The 16,022-nt window shown below is 42.9% G+C and carries 11 protein-coding genes; 6 read left to right on the plus strand and 5 right to left on the minus strand.

Annotation, left to right across the window (positions count from 1 at the left end):
• The first annotated feature begins 117 nt into the window (after nucleotides 1-117).
• Together MD535_RS08040 and MD535_RS08045 are read left to right on the plus strand one after the other, a co-directional pair.
• Nucleotides 118-1,047 (plus strand): alpha/beta fold hydrolase, encoded by a 930-nt coding sequence (locus MD535_RS08040; protein WP_265674361.1) that lies wholly within the window; start codon nucleotides 118-120, stop codon nucleotides 1,045-1,047.
• Between the two features lie 304 nt (nucleotides 1,048-1,351).
• Nucleotides 1,352-2,770 carry a basic amino acid/polyamine antiporter gene (locus MD535_RS08045; RefSeq protein WP_265674362.1) on the plus strand — a complete coding sequence of 473 codons (1,419 nt, stop codon included), beginning with the start codon at nucleotides 1,352-1,354 and terminating at the stop codon, nucleotides 2,768-2,770.
• 92 nt (nucleotides 2,771-2,862) lie between these two features.
• Here the strand turns inward: MD535_RS08045 and MD535_RS08050 are convergent, their stop codons facing one another.
• Both MD535_RS08050 and torT read right to left on the minus strand, forming a co-directional pair.
• Nucleotides 2,863-3,318, minus strand: coding sequence for a methylglyoxal synthase (locus MD535_RS08050; RefSeq protein ID WP_265674363.1), 456 nt, complete (start codon nucleotides 3,316-3,318; stop codon nucleotides 2,863-2,865).
• Between the two features lie 241 nt (nucleotides 3,319-3,559).
• Nucleotides 3,560-4,540: a TMAO reductase system periplasmic protein TorT gene (torT, locus tag MD535_RS08055; RefSeq protein WP_390902909.1), complete on the minus strand. Its 981-nt coding sequence runs from the start codon at nucleotides 4,538-4,540 to the stop codon at nucleotides 3,560-3,562.
• A gap of 104 nt (nucleotides 4,541-4,644) precedes the next feature.
• On the opposite strand from torT, the gene torS reads away from it, so the two are divergent.
• Nucleotides 4,645-7,560, plus strand: coding sequence for a TMAO reductase system sensor histidine kinase/response regulator TorS (torS, locus tag MD535_RS08060; RefSeq protein WP_265674364.1), 2,916 nt, complete (start codon nucleotides 4,645-4,647; stop codon nucleotides 7,558-7,560).
• A gap of 58 nt (nucleotides 7,561-7,618) precedes the next feature.
• Here the strand turns inward: torS and MD535_RS08065 are convergent, their stop codons facing one another.
• The 3 genes from MD535_RS08065 to MD535_RS08075 all read right to left on the minus strand — a co-directional run bounded on the left by MD535_RS08065 (nucleotide 7,619) and on the right by MD535_RS08075 (nucleotide 11,731).
• Nucleotides 7,619-7,807 carry a hypothetical protein gene (locus tag MD535_RS08065; RefSeq protein ID WP_265674466.1) on the minus strand — a complete coding sequence of 63 codons (189 nt, stop codon included), beginning with the start codon at nucleotides 7,805-7,807 and terminating at the stop codon, nucleotides 7,619-7,621.
• Between the two features lie 164 nt (nucleotides 7,808-7,971).
• The gene (locus MD535_RS08070) at nucleotides 7,972-10,326 is read right to left on the minus strand and encodes a fatty acid cis/trans isomerase (protein WP_265674365.1); all 2,355 of its coding nucleotides are present in this window, start codon (nucleotides 10,324-10,326) and stop codon (nucleotides 7,972-7,974) included.
• A gap of 172 nt (nucleotides 10,327-10,498) precedes the next feature.
• Nucleotides 10,499-11,731 (minus strand): L-lactate MFS transporter, encoded by a 1,233-nt coding sequence (locus MD535_RS08075; RefSeq protein WP_265674366.1) that lies wholly within the window; start codon nucleotides 11,729-11,731, stop codon nucleotides 10,499-10,501.
• A gap of 505 nt (nucleotides 11,732-12,236) precedes the next feature.
• Between MD535_RS08075 and MD535_RS08080 the strand changes: the two genes are divergently transcribed.
• The 3 genes from MD535_RS08080 (at nucleotide 12,237) to MD535_RS08090 (ending at nucleotide 15,988) form a co-directional block, all read left to right on the plus strand.
• A complete protein-coding gene (locus MD535_RS08080) occupies nucleotides 12,237-12,611 on the plus strand; it encodes an NADH:ubiquinone oxidoreductase (protein ID WP_265674367.1) in 375 nt (124 codons plus the stop codon).
• Between the two features lie 357 nt (nucleotides 12,612-12,968).
• Nucleotides 12,969-14,999 (plus strand): TonB-dependent hemoglobin/transferrin/lactoferrin family receptor, encoded by a 2,031-nt coding sequence (locus MD535_RS08085; RefSeq protein ID WP_265674368.1) that lies wholly within the window; start codon nucleotides 12,969-12,971, stop codon nucleotides 14,997-14,999.
• Between the two features lie 101 nt (nucleotides 15,000-15,100).
• On the plus strand, nucleotides 15,101-15,988 hold the full coding sequence (locus tag MD535_RS08090) for a LysR family transcriptional regulator (protein WP_265674369.1): 888 nt from the start codon (nucleotides 15,101-15,103) through the stop codon (nucleotides 15,986-15,988).
• Nucleotides 15,989-16,022: the final 34 nt, after the last annotated feature.

Here is a 16,022-nt window from a genome sequence, read left to right on the forward strand (position 1 = left end):
CAAAGATCTATTCGCTGGCTACACCATATAACCAAGTGAAAGATGAAAGCAGAGGCCATGACTGTGACGAAGAGTCGTGCTCACGAGTATATAAAATAAGTGTAGGGTTATATTAGAATGATTTTTTGGATAGTACTAATTGTGTTTTGTTGTGTTTGGATTCCTCCAGCACTTAGAAACAAAGAGCGTTATAAGCTCAATGAAGTGAACCGCTCAGAGGCTCCTGGTCAGTTTGTAGAGTTGACTCATGGCGCGGTTCATTATGAGCTAACCGGCAACCCCGACGGACCACTCGTGGTGCTCGTCCATGGTTTTTCTGCTCCATCGTATATGTGGGACAAAAACGTGCCAGCCTTAGTCGAGGCTGGCTACCGAGTTTTACGGTTTGATCTTTACGGTAGAGGTTATTCAGCTAGACCTTCGACTAAATATGATACACAGCTATTTGTCGATCAAATTCAATCGTTAACTTCGAAGGTGGTTGGTGAACAACCATTTCATATTGTTGGGTTGTCAATGGGGGGAGCCATTACCTCAGCATTTATTAGCCAATTTCCGAGCAAAATACTCAGTGTTATTTACTTAGCGCCGTTTAATAAACCGATTGATATCGGCCCTTTAGTGAATCCCATCATTGGGCAATGGTTGGGCTATACGTTCTTTATTCCATCACTGGCTAAGAACCAACTCAATGATTTGGTTCAGCCTGAACTACAACCTGACTGGGTAAGTAAATTTGAACGTCAAATGCAATTTAAAGGGTTTAGAAGAGCGATTATTAGTTCAGGGCGCCACGTCATAAATAAGGACCCAACTTTGAATTATGAGCAAGTCGGTAAGTTCGAGATAGAGAAATTACTGTTATGGGGAACCAGTGACAAAGTGATTACGATTGACGATGCGCCGAGAGTGCAGCGGTTATTAGGTGAACATACTAATTTGGTTGTTTTGAAAGATGCAGGGCATGTGCTTCAATATGAACACTATACCGAGGTCAATAGCGCGATGATTGAGCACCTTAACCACGTTTCAAGTAAAGGTGTATAAGGTAATGAGCGAATAAGCTTATGAGCGCACACAAAAGAAACATCTAACTAGGTGCTCGCGTGTTGTGATGATTGAGTTAATGGCTTGTGATGAACGCTGGCTACATTGTAAAGCAAATATCTTAACATATATATATTTGGTGTAATGTTCTGGTATGGTATTTAACTGCGATATTTAAAATTGATTAATCGCAATTAAGTTCGGATTTTGTATTGAGAATAGGTGGTCAATACATATAATAAACCAAAAGATTTAAAGCAGGAGCTTCTCGTTAGAGCTTCTGCTTTTTTATTGAGAATAAAAAATGAATAAAAACTCTGTCGGTTTGATAGGTCTGATTGCACTCGTGTTCGGTTCAATGATCGGAAGTGGTATTTTTAGCATTCCTCAGAATATGGCTGAACGAGCTTCTCTCGGCGCGGTTATTCTTGCGTGGGTAATAACTGGAGCTGGGATGCTATTGTTAGTGCATACGTTCAAGCTGTTATCAGAGCATAAGCCCGATTTAAATTCGGGTATCTTCTCTTATGCAAAGGCAGGCTTTGGCGAATACGTTGGATTCCATTCTGCGTGGGGTTATTGGATCATGAGCTGCATGGGAAATGTCGCACTTTCAGTCATGATCAACGATTCTCTCGGATTGTTTTTCCCAGTATTGCTAGAGCATGGTATCGAAACAGTCATTCTTTGCTCCGGGTTATTGTGGACGATGAACTTTATCGCTTTGCGTGGCGTCCAAGCATCATCATTTATCAATATTATTTCGACGGTGGGCAAACTGCTTGGTCTTACCTTGATTATTTGTATTTTGCTGGCCACATTTGATCCGCAACGCATGGTTGTCGATGTTTGGGGAGAGCAAAACAATCTGGGCACCGTTTTCTCGCAAGTTCAAAGTACCATGATGGTGACCCTATGGTGTTTTGTGGGGATTGAAGGTGCAGTCGTACTGTCTGGTAAGGCGAGGAAAAAATCTGATGTTGGAAAAGCGACACTCATTGGTTTTTTAGTGGCAATTACCATGTATACATTAATTTCAGTGTTAGCCTATGGCATTCTTCCTCAAGAAGAACTTGCGCTATTATCGAACCCTTCGGCGGCTTCATTGCTCGCTCATGCGGTTGGGCCATGGGGACGGTTATTAGTGAATATCTGCGTGTTAGTGTCGGTGTTCGGTGCGTTAGTCGCATGGACGATGTTAGTCGCCGAGGTGCCATTTGAAGCCGGACGAGTCGGAGAGTTTCCAAGCTTTCTTGCAAAAACAAATGAAAACGGCGCGCCATCGAGTTCGTTAAACATGTCGACTAGTTTTATGCAGGTATTGGTATTAATGGTGGTTCTGTTTGAAAACGTGTATTTGGCGGCGATTAATATCGCGTCAGTGATGGTGTTACCCTGCTATTTGCTCAGTAGCTTATATCTGCTTAAGATCGCGCTCTCTGGAAGCGAGTCGACGGCGATAAAATCAAAACGTTATGCGCTTATCGCGGCATTATCCGCGGCATATTGTATTTGGTTGATTACTGCTGCAGGTGTAGAGTTCTTGTTAATGGCGACCATATTGTACGCAATTGGTATTCCGTTTTTTCGCTACACTCATTCAAAACGAATCAAGCTCGGTGAAAGCGTTTATGCCCGCAAAGACAAAGTACTAGAAGTGTTGTTGGTCTTGATGGCAATATTGTCCATCTACCTCATGGCGACAGGTTATCTTCACGCATAATTGCCTGTGTGATCGAATATCGCTTGTGAATCTGTATCGCTACAAAAAATAAGGCGCCCTGTGGCGCCTTATTAATAATGAGTGGGTAAGCCTTATGTACGCTCCGCAAGGTAAGCGTCATAATCAGGGATTTCGATATCGACTTCTTTGCCAAGTAGATCTGACTCAAACAAGAAATTAGCCGTTGCGCGGTTAGTTGCGACAGGAATGTTCCAAACGCTCGCAATCCTAAGTAAGGCTTTAACATCAGGGTCATGCGGAACCGCATTAAGTGGATCCCAAAAGAAAATAAGCATATCCAGCTTACCCTCTGAAATAAGCGCACCAATTTGTTGGTCACCGCCCATAGGGCCACTGATCATGCTTTTTATCGCCAACCCAGTGTCTTTACTTAACATATTACCTGTTGTGCCTGTTGCATAAAGGAAGTGACCTTGTAACTTTTCTTTATTTTCCAGTACCCAACGAAGTAGCTCAGGCTTGTAATGGTCATGAGCCACAAGTGCGATATGCTTATGTGCAGGCATAGTACGTATTTTCTTTTGCATTCATTTATCCTGAGTTATTGAAATTCTACCAATGGGAATGTCTTGGCCATCGTCCGATATTGATTACTTTTTCTAAAAGCTAAAAGCTAAAAGCTAAAAGCTAAAAGCTAAAAGCTAAAAGCTAAAAGCGTCGGTTCTGTTTGGATTAACAAACTCTCGCGAATTTCACATTCATATAGGGTATTCGATGGTAATCGTCCTTACGTTATCAATCAATTAGGTTTAATAACAAGTGTGACAATTAGTGTGAATGAACATTAAAAATAGGTCGAAAGCCAGTGGGTGACAATGACTCTTCGATCGCGTCAACACTTAGGTTGTCAGGTGTTAGCGTTTTAATGTGAGGAGCAAGGTCATGACCGTAAGGCTCATGTCGTAGATAGGACACCGCTTGTTGTATCGACAATCGACCTTGTTCCACCATTTTGTCAGTAGGGGAAAACGTCACCTTGTTGCGCAGTAATCCGCGATAAACACCATGACTGAGATAGATGGACAGTAAATCGACGTGTTCACTAAGGTTTGCTGCTCTTACTTCACTGATTGCGGCTTCAATGGCAACAGCGCTACCGACGATATAGCGAAGGTTCGGTCTTGTTTCAATCACTTGCTGCACCAGGTTACGCTGTAACTCCTTGTCGTTGTCCGCCCAAAGCGTATCGGTGACCTTTATATCGGAGTCTTTGATGGCTTCGAGAAAACCAAGAATAACGGGTTTGGTCCCGCCGCTTGATTGCGGCCCCGGCAGTAGTGCTAGTTCAACACTGCCGCTATTTTTGGGATGCTTATTCGCGAGAAATTGCCCGGTTTTGTACCCCATCCAATACCAGTCGACCCCAACGATGCCTTTTACGTGCTTTTTTTGATTTGCATCGACGATGAGATGGTTGACGGTCGCAAAAACAGGCGTATCACCAGTATATGCGCCTAGGTCATGCTGAAATGCGGTTGGAGAGACTGTGCCCAAGACAATGGCATCTGCCCCCCAAACGTTACAAGCTTTGAGTTGCTGACGCTGTTTTTCAATATTTGGATAGCCCCCGGATTCAAACACCTTAAGCTCGACGTTTAACGCCCTTGCTTCTTCTACCATGCCATAATTGACAGATAGCCAGTAAGAATCTTTCAAATGAGGGTAGATAGCGCATAGTTTCTCACCAGCACGGATTGTTGTCGTACTGAGCATGAATGCAATTGCGCTAACAATTGGAAAATAATTCATTTTTTTTGACATGGACTCATCGTTTAGTAGCAACTGAAGATCGAACCATGCAAAATATAGCGTACTATCAGAGTGTAAAGAAGTGGATTCTCACGGAGTCATGCATGTTACTCGCCAAAGCTAGTATTGGACGTAAACTATTTTTCTCATTCGCGGTCATGGCACTTTTAGTGTTGTTCTCGACGGCGATCGGTGTGTCTGGGTTTTCATTAGTCGCCAAAACTGAAAGGAAGGTTGTTGAGGCAGCGATGCCATCAATGCTGGAAGCTCGTGAAGTCTCTGAATTGAGCACCAGTATCATCGCGTCGGTACAAACATTGTCTAATGCCAAAACGAAGGTACAACATCAGCAGGCGGGTAAAAAACTGTTTGGCCAACTAGAGTCGCTACTTAGTCATATTAAAACACTAGGTTCTGACTCTTTTGATTCAGAACTACTTGGTCAATTGGAGCAAGATGTACAAGCTATCCTTGATTCACTTATCGAGCTCGGAATGTCGGTTGAACGTCGCATTGAATTGGACCAGTCGATACTAGAAAAAGTTGGACAGCTGCGTGTAGCAGCACAGGAATTAGAAGAGCTCACTCGTACTCAAGTCCTGAACACAAGCACTATCGCAGTCGCAAATGTTACTCATATTTATGGGCTACTCGAAAAAAACAAGAAAGAAGATGCGCTGGACGCGTTGGACAGCCTGGTTGAAATAGACCTCGATCTGTCGGAGCGTTTACACGAACTGCATTTGTTAGCGTTTAAAACACTTAATCAGATAGAAGAGTCACGCACGGTAACGGTGTTAGAGCGGATTGAAGAGTTGCAGTCGTCCTACCAATATAACATCACGATTATGAAAAGACGGGTGCAAGGTGTTGAAGATCCGGCGAGATCAAAGCAGATGACCCAACTGTTGGCGCAGCTTGAGCAAGGGGCGGATGTCTTCGCGTTAATGAAGCAAACCAATTTTGAAGGCAGACATTCGCTAACCTTAAATCAAGAAACACTTGACCAATTGACTGCTTTGAACAAAACCGTAGCGAAGCTGGTTGATCAGTCTAATGCCGCGACGTCACAGGCGGTTGCTCAACTTTCATCGACTTTGAATTACGCACAATTGACGTTGACTTTACTGTCTATTCTGAGCTTTGTCATTGTTGTGGTTATTGTTTGGAGGGTGGTGTATCTATCGGTGGTCAAACGACTTGCAGCGTATTCCTCTGCACTGCTGTCTATTGCAAAAGGGCAACTTAAGGTCGATTTAGTAGTGAAGGGCAACGACGAGCTTGCTCATATGGGACAGGCTATTATTACGGCAAGAGATACCGCTCAATCACTCAAAACGGTGGCAGAATCTGAAGCCAGTGCTCGTAAGGCACTTCAAGAACATAAAGCACACCTAGAGCAAACGATCGCAGACAGAACGATTGAACTCCAAAACAGTAACGCGAGCTTAAACCGAGAAGTAAAAAATCACGCCCAAGTGAGAAATGATGCAGAGCAAGCAAGCCGAGCGAAAACCGCGTTTCTTGCTACTATGAGTCATGAAATTCGTACCCCAATGAATGGCGTTCTTGGCACGGCGGCATTAATGGAAGAAACCCCGTTAGATGAGAGACAGCAGCATTATCTCGGTGTGATTAACCGCAGTGGGCAAAATCTGCTCGCGATTTTAAATGATGTTTTGGATTATTCTAAAATTGAAGCTGGCCATTTGGATATTCGTAACAACCCTTTCGACCTTACTCGTATGGTGCGAGATTGCTATCAATTGATGCATGGTAAGGCGTTGGAAAAGCAGTTGGAATTTAAGTTTAGTATCGATGTTGACGTTCAAAGTGTCTATTGTGGCGACGTAACACGCTTGAGCCAAGTGCTCAACAATCTAGTAGGGAATGCCATTAAGTTTACTGACGAAGGAGAAGTGTCTATTCACGTATCCCGTGATCCGGATGATGAGACCTGTTTAGTCTTTGAAGTCTCTGATACAGGTATGGGTATTAGCCCCAACGATCAGCTTGCACTGTTTGATGCCTTTACTCAGGCTAGTCATGGCAAAAGTGTATCGGGCGGGACTGGTTTAGGTTTGGCGATTAGCCAAAAACTGGTGAATGCGATGCATGGCCAAATCTATGTCGACTCTTTAGGTGAAGGCAGTCGTTTTTGGTTTATTGTACCGCTAGAAACCAGTGAATTTGACAAGCAAGATGTCTATGAGCCAATTGGTCGGGCTGATGCTGTAAGCGCAAAAGTACTACTGGTCGAAGATAATCCAGTTAATCTCATGGTTGCGGAAGGTTTCTTGGTGAATATGGGACATCACGTTCGCTGTGCCGAGAATGGTGCCGATGCTGAGGTACTTTTCACTGAAAATGATTTCGACATCGCGTTGCTGGACATTAATCTACCCGACACGGATGGCGTTACCTTGATGAAAAACCTGAAATCACAGAGTACGAACGGTGATGAACAAATCCCAATGATTGCCGTTTCTGCGCATGTCTTTACTGAAGAAGTTGAAGGGTATCTCAGAGCAGGTTTTGATGGGTACCTTCCTAAACCGATTGATAGAGAAGCGTTAAAGTCTCTTATTCAGTCTAAGATACATGGACGAGAACTGAGAGCGGCACCCATACCATTAATTGAGGTCGATATGGAGGCGAATATGGGGCTGAAGAATACAACAATGGTTGATGAGCAAGTATTAGAGCAAGATGTCAAAGTCTTAGGCGTGACGCGAATGACCAAAATCGTCGATGCATTTACCTCATCCAGTCAGGTTACATTGGAAGAGCTTGAGCGTGCTGCTCAGCAAGGAGAGGCTAAACGTGTTAAAGATTTAGCGCATAAACTAAAAGGATCAGCAGGAGCGCTTGGTTTAACAACCTTGTTTGAACATTGTTTAACCATTGAAAAATCGCAAGACCCAATTGGTGATTATATTCGCTTAGTTGACCATATTGTTAGCGTTAAAGCTCAGTCAGTAGCGGTTCTAAATAACATATTAGTTAGATTAACTCGCTAATCCAAAGGTTTGTAACCACCAAAAAGTAAGGGCTCATTAAGAGCCCTCACTTTAATCATTATTTGGGTTTATCTTGAAATTTAACGCTTGAAGGATCGAAAGATTGTGTGTCTTCTGGCTCTTGGTTAGAAAGCTCTCGAAGATGATTCAGTTGATGCTCAAGCATGTTAACTGCATCATAATCACCATCGGAACACGCCACGTAAATCTGTTGTTCGATCGCCTCAATGCTATCTTTAATGCTCATCATACACCTCCGAAGTGTTCAATAGAGCACCTATGCGGTTAATCAATAATGTCGTCAACGGACTAAGCGTAATCTGACAAAGTGTCCATTAACTATGCCGTCAACTAATTATGTCATTAACCTATTATTTCAATTCAAGTCGATTTACTTGTGGTTAAATCGGCTTACCTGTTCTCAAATCGATTATAGTCCAAGAGTCCAAATTCGACAGGTTGTGTACGTTGGTAAAACTCATGCACTTGGTCGCTAAAGCGCCAAAACTCAGGAGAGCTTCGTCTAACCGCATAATTGTCGAGTAGTTTTATGTAGTCATCTTCATCGTCAATTGATCTGAGTTGAGTAACAAATTTTTCCACTTGGTTCTCTTTGATTGAAAAGTAGGCGGCTGGGTAGCTACCGATAACCCCGCGAACAAGAGTAAAGCTATCGTTGGCGTAATCACGGTTATTCTCTTCTGAAAACAGGCTGGAAATATTCACGTGTGCATTGTTGTGCAGAAGGGTGAATAATTGATTATCGCCTTTATTTGTCTCAATCATAAGCATAGTGATCTGCGGTACAGATTTGAGACCTTCACCCTGAATATCATCGACAGTTCTCAATAACGCTTCGTTTTTACTGGATAAACCCGTATTGACAATTTGGTATCGGTCGCTAAGTATCGGTGCCAATTCTGCTTTAATTTTGCTAAACAACTCTGCCTTGTAATTCTGAGTGAGGTATAGCACTTGGGTCGGCTGACTGAACGGCGCGACATTACGTTGTAAAAAGGTACTAAATTGTGGGCTTTGATCTTGGTACCAACTGCTGAATTCTTTGTGTCGCATCGTATTTGGTAATAGCGCTAAAAAGTTACTTTCTCCTTCCATACGCAAAAAGTCCATGAACATACGTGTGATAAGTTGATGGCCAAAATTCCCATAGACATCAAACCCTGCCACTAACAAGTAGTGAATACGCTCCAAAAGGGCATAATCAAGAACCCAGGCTGTTTTAGGTGGATGACCTACTAAGCCTTGCACCACTGACGCACTATCAAAATGGCGGAACACGGTGAGTGCTGCATTAGGATTGTTGCCGTTACCTTTCCAAAGTAAGTCCGTGGTTAAGTATTTACCGCCTGTAAACCACTGATTCATGAAGTTTGACTTACCTTCTAGATAGCGCGCTTGTTGGTTGGAGTATTTAACCCAGTTGGTAATAGGTACGGTATTACTTTCTTTTTCACTTGGCAGTTTTAAGTTATCGGCCTGTTCTTTGTAAAAATCGACAACTTCTGGAATGTCCGACGTATCGGGGTCGATGAAAAAGACCCAGAATCGGTCATTAATGACATTGAGCGCGAGCTGACCACGACAAACCGGACCTTTTATATAAGCCATTATGGTGTTTTGCGCATTATCCAACATGAAATTAAAGCGAGCTTTAACAGGCAATGCTTCAAATGCCGTCATTGGATTCGCTGCGACGGAGATATCGTAACTTGGCAAGGTGTTAACGGTGTAGTTAGGCTCAATAAACCACTCATACCACAATTCAAGCTTGGCATCGTTTAACTTGAACGGCATGTGTGTCTTATCAACAATGGTGCCTTGGTTCGGAATCAACCGATAGTAGACTCGCACGAGGTCGGGGTTATCATAAGGCCTGCGCGTCACGATGCGTTTTACCGGTGTGCCGGGTGGAGTGCTAGAACGAACAATTTTGAAAAAGCGTGGCTTACCTTCTATCTCAGAAAAATAAAGGTTTGCTAAAAAGAGGTGCTCATAGATATAACGGGCAGTGAGTTGGTTTTTAAGTGATGAGGTATTAAGAAGCTCTTCATACTTATCAACCATAGTTTGTTCGTCTTTGGACAATGGAAGTGGGGCATTCATCATAGCGCCGTTACCTAGCCATGCCACTAATGTTGAATATTCATCATTGTCGATATTTGGCATACCAAAAGGCATTCCCCATAAAGGGTTTTCTTGCTCATAGGCATCGTATTCTTCAATGGTTGGACAGACTTGTTGGCGATTAACCGAAAAATCAAAGCCTTCGAGTTGGGTGGTCTCCGGTAATGGATGACGCGCTTTCTGCGTGAGCATACGTGAGATAAGACCAGCATCTAAATTGGCAGATAGTGTTTGATCGCGTTCGTTAAGAACCGGAAAGAAGCCCATTTCTCGCCATTCTTGAGTGCTTTGGGCGTCTTCAAAGAGGCGGGTAGGTTGCGTGGCTGTTAGCCGTTCCCCTTGATAAACAAGTGCTTTGCTGGCACCTCTATCGATACCTTCAACCGAAGACATTTTTAGTTGGCATGGTGCGTCGTAGCAAGCATGACAAACCACACATCGGTTATCAATAATGGGCTTAACTTCATTAATAAAGAAGTCAGCGTGGGTCGATTCAACCGAAACGGTTCGTTCTCTTACCTCTGGCTTACCAAACAATTCATCATAATTGAGTCCAGCGTAAGTCGTACAACCAGCAAAAACGACGATACATAAATAGACAACAAGTTGTTTCATTTTCATAATATGCTCTCAATGCAGCGTGTCAAAACGCGTATATCTCCTTGTTAGTATGTTACTAATTTTTGTTTATATTCGATTAAAGATCTAGTGATTTGTTATTTTGGACAAAAAAAAGCCTGACATGATGTCAGGCTTAATATGCGATACGCTGCAATTTTTGTCGCTTAATGTGTTAAGCAGTTTTAAGTTCTGCTGCTTTTTCTTCAGTAATAGGTTTAGTGAAGAAAGACAGAAGAATACACACACCCATCATTGCTGCTGAGATGGTGTAAGCCAAGTTATAACCGCCGCCGTGGGTCATAGAGTAACCAACCACTGCGACACCGATTGCACCGCCAATACCCCAAGAGGTATAAAGTACGCCATAGTTGGTGCCGTAGTTTTTCAGGCCGTAGAATTCAGCGGTCAGAGACGGGAATACTGCCAGTAATGTACCGTAACCGAGTGCAGCAAGTGCAGTACCGATGATCAATGTGAATTCACTATCAAAGGTTGCGAACAAAATCATGTTGATGCCTTGCAGAATAAACGCAAGCATCAGTGTGCGAATACCGCCAATTTTGTCAGACAAAATACCCGCACCAATACGACCACCAGAGTTGAAAATCGCTAGGATAGATGCGAGGTATACTGCATTGGGTAGGTTGGCTTGAACACTAGCAATGTTAGTAATGTTGCCGATAATCATTAGGCCAGTCGCAGAAGCCAAAGCGTACATTACCCAAAGCGCGTAAAACTGTGGCGTCTTAAGCATTGCTTTCCATGAAATGTCGACAGCTTGTTTTACTTTTACAGGGGATTGTCCAGCTTTAACTTTAGGTTCTGCTGGTTGGTATCCTGCTGGTGGGTTATTAATCGTCGCTGCGAGTGGCACGGCAATAAGTAAAATACCAATACCTAAGATCATGAAGCTAGAGCTAATACCCATTTGGGTAATCAGCGCAGATGTCAGCGGTGCAAGATACACAGCCGCTAAACCGAAACCAGCAGCGATTAAACCGTTGACCATGCCTTTCTTAGAAGGGTGGAACCATTTCATCGCAGAAGGCGACAAACATGCATAACCAAATCCAATACCAGCACCAGTAATTACACCGAAAGTGATGTTAAGAACAAGCACAGACTCTGCGAAGCTTGAAGCAATCATGCCAAGACCTGTTAGCGTAGCACCTAAAATAAGGATGTTACGAGGGCCCATGCGATCTTGTAGTACACCTGCCACTAATAGACAAAGCGAAAAAGTGATTGTCGCGATTGCGTAAGGAGAAGATGCGTCAGCAGCACTCCAACCCCATTCACTTACTAAGGCCTTGTTAAATACACTCCAAGCATACAGGATGCCAAGACAAAGGTTGATACAGAATCCTGCAATAAGGATTCGCATGGCTTTATCAATCTTGCTCATTTTTGTTCTCTGGTATTTCGAACAATGTTCGGGGGTTAGACAAATTTTCAAATTTAGTTTGCGTTTATCAACAGACGACGCAAAGGAGCGCGGATTATAACCAATAAAAATGTGATTGGAATCGATTTCTTTGAATTAATTGAAATAAACAGCACACTGTAAATAATATGTAAAAAATAATGTTTAAACTTGATCTAACTTATTAATGTGCATGGGCAGATCACAAATTACTTAAAGTAACCAGATTTATTTTTATGTAATTTTTTTGTTAAAATAACTGGCGAGCAATTAAGTAAATTACGTAACATACTGTAACGAAAGGGAAGTGAACATTTCCAATGTTACTGAGTTGTAATTGCCCTAAGAATGGCAATTTTAATAAGATTGCTGGTTAAATATTGAGCTTGTAATTGCCTTAAAGACATATGACAATATAGACAAAATGAGTTTTCAAAAATGAAAATGGACATTTCATTCCTATTTTTACTACTTTTCGAGGTGATTTATGTTCATTGCAAAAATCGGTATGTTACTTGGATTTTCGGTTGGGGCGGGTTATGTGGCCGCTGATCATATCCATTCCTATATGCTTGGATTTTCTATCGCTGCATTAGCGGTAGGGGCTTGTTACCTTATTGCATTTGCTAGCACTAAGTATCCGCAATTTGCGATGGGTTTGTTACTATTAGGGACAATGGCAAAATTGACTGTAACGGTAGTTGGCGTCGGTGTCAGTGTGTCTTATGACTTAATCTCATCTCCACTTGTCTTCTCATTGTCCTATTTGTTTTACCTGATTGCGGTAACGTATCTTTGGTTTAGCTTTAAAGATAGCAGAATGCCAATCCCAGATATTATGAAGCCAAAGCTTGCGTCATAACAGCGTATGCATTGTGCATGACCCTCTGTAGTAAGCAGTAGATAGAATGAAAAAAAGAAGGACTCAGGTCCTTCTTTTTTGATCGTAGCCACACCAAAGCCTCTCATTAGCATGGCTTCATCGTTTTGCCCACAACAGCTCGACGTTTTACGCAATACTCGATGAAAATGAGTATTTGTCTTGCTTGTTGGGACCTCTCACCACCACGCGTTTTAGTATCTCTTAAGTCACAAAACAGATTTTATGATAGGGAAGTCACGAGTAGTAATCTATTACAAATATAAATGATAGTAATTATCATTTATATTTGTAATAATGCGCGAGAACTGATTATTAGAACAGAAATAAGAAGGAACTATGAAACTAAAACTGTCGATGATAGCGAGCTCAGTGGTACTTGCGCTCACTACAAATGCTCAAGCGGAAGATGTTACCGCCTTAAATGAGGTCGTCGTGTCTGCATCACGAGCTGACAAAACCAATCAAGATAGAACTCGCTCCGTTGTAAAGGTCGATATGGAAGAATTGGACGAAATCCAGCCCAATTCTGTTGCAGAGGCGATTAAATACGAACCTAACGTCTCTATAGAGGGCGCTAATATTCCGGGCAATCAATCGGTTAACATTCGAGGTTTGAGTGGTAATAAGGTATTGAAGATTATCGATGGTAATCGCCAAAACATGCAATACGGTCACCGCCCAAGCTATTTTTTAGATCCTTCTTTGCTCGGAAATATTGAAGTTATCAAGGGACCGATGAGTTCTTTGTATGGTTCGGGTGCTATTGGTGGCGTCGTTGTTCAAAATACCCTGACCGCCGATGACATTTTGGAAGAGAATGGATTAGGTGGTCGAGTTAAAGTTGGTTATCAAGATAATGGCGATGTTTGGACCAATACCGCAGCCTTAGCGAATAAAAATGATGATATAGATTGGATTATTGCGGGTAGCTATAAAGACAGTGGTCACATGAAACAAGGTGACGGCACAACACTTTACGGCACGGAAGCGACGAATAAAACAGGGTTAGCGAAGTTTAATTGGCAGATTAATAACGCGCATAAACTTGGCTTCAACTTGCGTTATGCTGATCTCGATGGACGACCTCCAGTTGTCGGGGATTCGAGTGGGCAAGTTAATGATCCTAGCTTACTGATTAGCCGTCGCACTACCGACCAGTCTTATGGTGTTAACTATAATTTTAATCCCAATAGTGCCTGGTTTAATGTAGAGGCTTCTCTTTATCGCAACGATACTAAAATTACCGAAGCAGACCCATCCGTTGTTGGTGAAGACATTTCACAACTACAAACAACGGGCTTTAATGTTACCAACCAATCAGACGCGGGGAAACTTAAGGTACTTACTGGGGTAGACGGTTATTTGGATGAGTTGGATGCAAGTCGAGCAGCGTCTGTTTCTGGGCGTCCAGAATTACCTAAAGATGCCCAAACATTCGTGGTTGGTGCATTTGGCTATGTGAACTATGACCTGTTTGAAACGTTAACCGCTGATGTAGGGGTTCGATACGATTCTTTCTCTTCAAAAGCACAAGGCTTTGACGATAACAATCAATCCGCTTGGTCACCATCAGTCGGTCTACTTTGGCAAGCTCAGCAATGGATGGCATGGTCTTTACGTTACGATGAAGCATTTCGAGCACCAGACACATCAGAACTTTACATGAGTGGTACCCATTATTCGTATGGCCCAGGTGGTCCGAGTAACGTATTTGTGCCAAACCCCGAGTTAAAACCGGAGAAGTCACATAACGTAGAGTTAAAAGGGCAGTTTGACTTTAATAATGTTATCGCGGACGACGAATTATCCATAACGACTAGTGCATTTCACAACCAAGTTAAAGATTTTATTAATCTAGATGTCAACTCGTCTCCGAGCAGTAGCTGCGGTATCGGTGGTTCAATGGTCGGCTGTGCGGGCACGAGTCGCTCGAGTAATATCAATAACGCAGAGTTGACAGGTTACGAACTCGCAGCCGATTATCGCTGGCAGCAATTGTCACTCGGCCTTTCCTACGGTCAAACCCGTGGTAAGGATACCGATACTGATGAATGGATCACCAACATTCCGGCGGATAAATGGGTCGCAAGCGCTCAGTATGGGTTTTGGAATATTGATACAAAGATAGGGACTCGAGCCACATTTGTTAGTGGCCAAGGGCGTGTACCAGATGGGTACACTGAAGGCCCTCACGAGTCATATCAACTTGTTGATTTTTACGCGTCTTGGGAGCCAACAAGTGAGCTAGAAGGACTTAAAGTGGACCTTTCTCTCATTAACGCCTTCGACGAAAACTACAGAACAGCTTGGACCAAAGTGTATCAGCCCGGTCGCTCTGTACGCCTGAACGCCCAATACACCTTTTAATCCAATATAACGAATGAAGCGCCTTCTAATAGGAAGTCGCTTTTTTTTTGATACACGTTTAGTATTAATGAGTTATCTGCAATGTTTCGGGGAAAGAATTAGTGCAAAACTCAATTACGCTAGAAGCACTACATATATTAGATGCGATTGATCGACGAGGCTCGTTCGCAGCCGCGGCGGTTGAGCTAGATAGGGCGACTTCGTCATTAAGTTATCAAATTCAAAAGCTTGAACAAGATCTCGATATTATGATTTTTGATCGTTCTGGCCATAAAGCGGCGCTAACGGATGCCGGACGTTTGATTTTAGAGCGTGGCAGAGTCATTTTACACGCCACCGAAACGATGGTGCATGAAGCTCGATTACTCGCGAACGGGTGGGAGCTCGACTTAACCATTGCTTATGACAGTATTATTCCAGTTGCCAATTTCTTCGAGCTTGTCGACAAGCTGGGGTCGGTGAGTAAAACGCGAATTAAGTTAGAAGAAGAGGTGTTAGCCGGATGTTGGGAGTCACTCAACGAAGACCGAAGTGATCTCCTTATTTGTCCTCAGCCGGAAGTCACACCTCAAGGGGTAAAAACACAGGTTCTAGGACCAATGAGTATGACATGGGTAGCCGCATCCAATCATTATGTTCATAAAAGAAGCGGTGTCTTTGATAGTCAGGCAAGAGAGAAGTATCGCGTTATCGCGATTGCAGACACAGCTAGAGAGCAACCTGCGTTAAGCGTTAATATCTTGGAGAAACAGCCACGATTAACCGTTTCCAATTTAGAGGCTAAGGTTGATGCGCTCATAAACGGGCTCGGTATTGGTACTTTACCTACTCAAATTGCCGACCCTCTAATCAAAGCAGGTAAGCTCAGCCAAATTAATGGTACGACGCAAGCTGAAATTGATATTGTGCTAGCCTGGAAAAGAAACAATATGGGTGAAGCGAAATCATGGTGTATCAAGCATTTAACGAAGAATTGGGATTTAAAGTAACCACTAGTTAGTGATGTGAAATTAAGTGCTTGAA

The organism is Vibrio qingdaonensis, assembly GCF_026191675.1.
Classification (GTDB): Bacteria; Pseudomonadota; Gammaproteobacteria; order Enterobacterales; family Vibrionaceae; genus Vibrio; species Vibrio qingdaonensis.

Bases quoted from the DNA above. Each gene is read 5' to 3' on its own strand.
- MD535_RS08040 (WP_265674361.1), top strand. From the start codon at position 118: ATGATTTTTTGGATAGTACTAATTGTGTTTTGTTGTGTTTGGATTCCT.
- MD535_RS08085 (WP_265674368.1), top strand. From the start codon at position 12,969: ATGAAACTAAAACTGTCGATGATAGCGAGCTCAGTGGTACTTGCGCTC.
- torS (WP_265674364.1), top strand. From the start codon at position 4,645: ATGTTACTCGCCAAAGCTAGTATTGGACGTAAACTATTTTTCTCATTC.
- MD535_RS08050 (WP_265674363.1), bottom strand. From the start codon at position 3,318: ATGCAAAAGAAAATACGTACTATGCCTGCACATAAGCATATCGCACTT.
- MD535_RS08045 (WP_265674362.1), top strand. From the start codon at position 1,352: ATGAATAAAAACTCTGTCGGTTTGATAGGTCTGATTGCACTCGTGTTC.
- MD535_RS08080 (WP_265674367.1), top strand. From the start codon at position 12,237: ATGTTCATTGCAAAAATCGGTATGTTACTTGGATTTTCGGTTGGGGCG.
- torT (WP_390902909.1), bottom strand. From the start codon at position 4,540: ATGAATTATTTTCCAATTGTTAGCGCAATTGCATTCATGCTCAGTACG.
- MD535_RS08070 (WP_265674365.1), bottom strand. From the start codon at position 10,326: ATGAAAATGAAACAACTTGTTGTCTATTTATGTATCGTCGTTTTTGCT.
- MD535_RS08075 (WP_265674366.1), bottom strand. From the start codon at position 11,731: ATGAGCAAGATTGATAAAGCCATGCGAATCCTTATTGCAGGATTCTGT.
- MD535_RS08065 (WP_265674466.1), bottom strand. From the start codon at position 7,807: ATGAGCATTAAAGATAGCATTGAGGCGATCGAACAACAGATTTACGTG.